1 rRNA gene is annotated in these 1683 nt (G+C 52.7%); it reads left to right on the top strand.

The window, feature by feature from the left end:
- Positions 1 to 95: 95 nt before the first annotated feature.
- Positions 96 to 1637: ribosomal RNA gene (locus tag AAIE04_RS25010) — 16S ribosomal RNA — on the top strand.
- Positions 1638 to 1683 lie beyond the last annotated feature (46 nt).

The following is a 1683-nucleotide window of genomic DNA, read 5'->3' as shown; positions in this document are numbered from 1 at the left end:
AAAAAATATCAAGTCTTGAAGAGTGACTAACTGAAGTAAAATTCATGCAGTAAATCTTTGAGCATCGCTTCTCGAGTGGAAGCAAATCAAGCTTTTAATTGAAGAGTTTGATCATGGCTCAGATTGAACGCTGGCGGCAGGCTTAACACATGCAAGTCGAGCGGTAGCACAGGGGAGCTTGCTCCCTGGGTGACGAGCGGCGGACGGGTGAGTAATGTCTGGGAAACTGCCTGATGGAGGGGGATAACTACTGGAAACGGTAGCTAATACCGCATAACGTCGCAAGACCAAAGAGGGGGACCTTCGGGCCTCTTGCCATCAGATGTGCCCAGATGGGATTAGCTAGTAGGTGGGGTAATGGCTCACCTAGGCGACGATCCCTAGCTGGTCTGAGAGGATGACCAGCCACACTGGAACTGAGACACGGTCCAGACTCCTACGGGAGGCAGCAGTGGGGAATATTGCACAATGGGCGCAAGCCTGATGCAGCCATGCCGCGTGTGTGAAGAAGGCCTTCGGGTTGTAAAGCACTTTCAGCGAGGAGGAAGGTGGTGAGCTTAATACGTTCATCAATTGACGTTACTCGCAGAAGAAGCACCGGCTAACTCCGTGCCAGCAGCCGCGGTAATACGGAGGGTGCAAGCGTTAATCGGAATTACTGGGCGTAAAGCGCACGCAGGCGGTTTGTTAAGTCAGATGTGAAATCCCCGGGCTCAACCTGGGAACTGCATTTGAAACTGGCAAGCTAGAGTCTCGTAGAGGGGGGTAGAATTCCAGGTGTAGCGGTGAAATGCGTAGAGATCTGGAGGAATACCGGTGGCGAAGGCGGCCCCCTGGACGAAGACTGACGCTCAGGTGCGAAAGCGTGGGGAGCAAACAGGATTAGATACCCTGGTAGTCCACGCTGTAAACGATGTCGATTTGGAGGTTGTGCCCTTGAGGCGTGGCTTCCGGAGCTAACGCGTTAAATCGACCGCCTGGGGAGTACGGCCGCAAGGTTAAAACTCAAATGAATTGACGGGGGCCCGCACAAGCGGTGGAGCATGTGGTTTAATTCGATGCAACGCGAAGAACCTTACCTACTCTTGACATCCAGAGAACTTTCCAGAGATGGATTGGTGCCTTCGGGAACTCTGAGACAGGTGCTGCATGGCTGTCGTCAGCTCGTGTTGTGAAATGTTGGGTTAAGTCCCGCAACGAGCGCAACCCTTATCCTTTGTTGCCAGCGGTTCGGCCGGGAACTCAAAGGAGACTGCCAGTGATAAACTGGAGGAAGGTGGGGATGACGTCAAGTCATCATGGCCCTTACGAGTAGGGCTACACACGTGCTACAATGGCGTATACAAAGAGAAGCGACCTCGCGAGAGCAAGCGGACCTCATAAAGTACGTCGTAGTCCGGATTGGAGTCTGCAACTCGACTCCATGAAGTCGGAATCGCTAGTAATCGTAGATCAGAATGCTACGGTGAATACGTTCCCGGGCCTTGTACACACCGCCCGTCACACCATGGGAGTGGGTTGCAAAAGAAGTAGGTAGCTTAACCTTCGGGAGGGCGCTTACCACTTTGTGATTCATGACTGGGGTGAAGTCGTAACAAGGTAACCGTAGGGGAACCTGCGGTTGGATCACCTCCTTACCTAAAGATATTAGTTCGAGTGGCGTGCTCACACAGATTGTCTGAT

This window comes from Serratia sp. Ae19-1 (assembly GCF_059801225.1).
The sequence above is the reverse complement of the archived record's forward strand: the minus strand, read 5'-3'. Positions and strand labels throughout refer to the sequence as shown.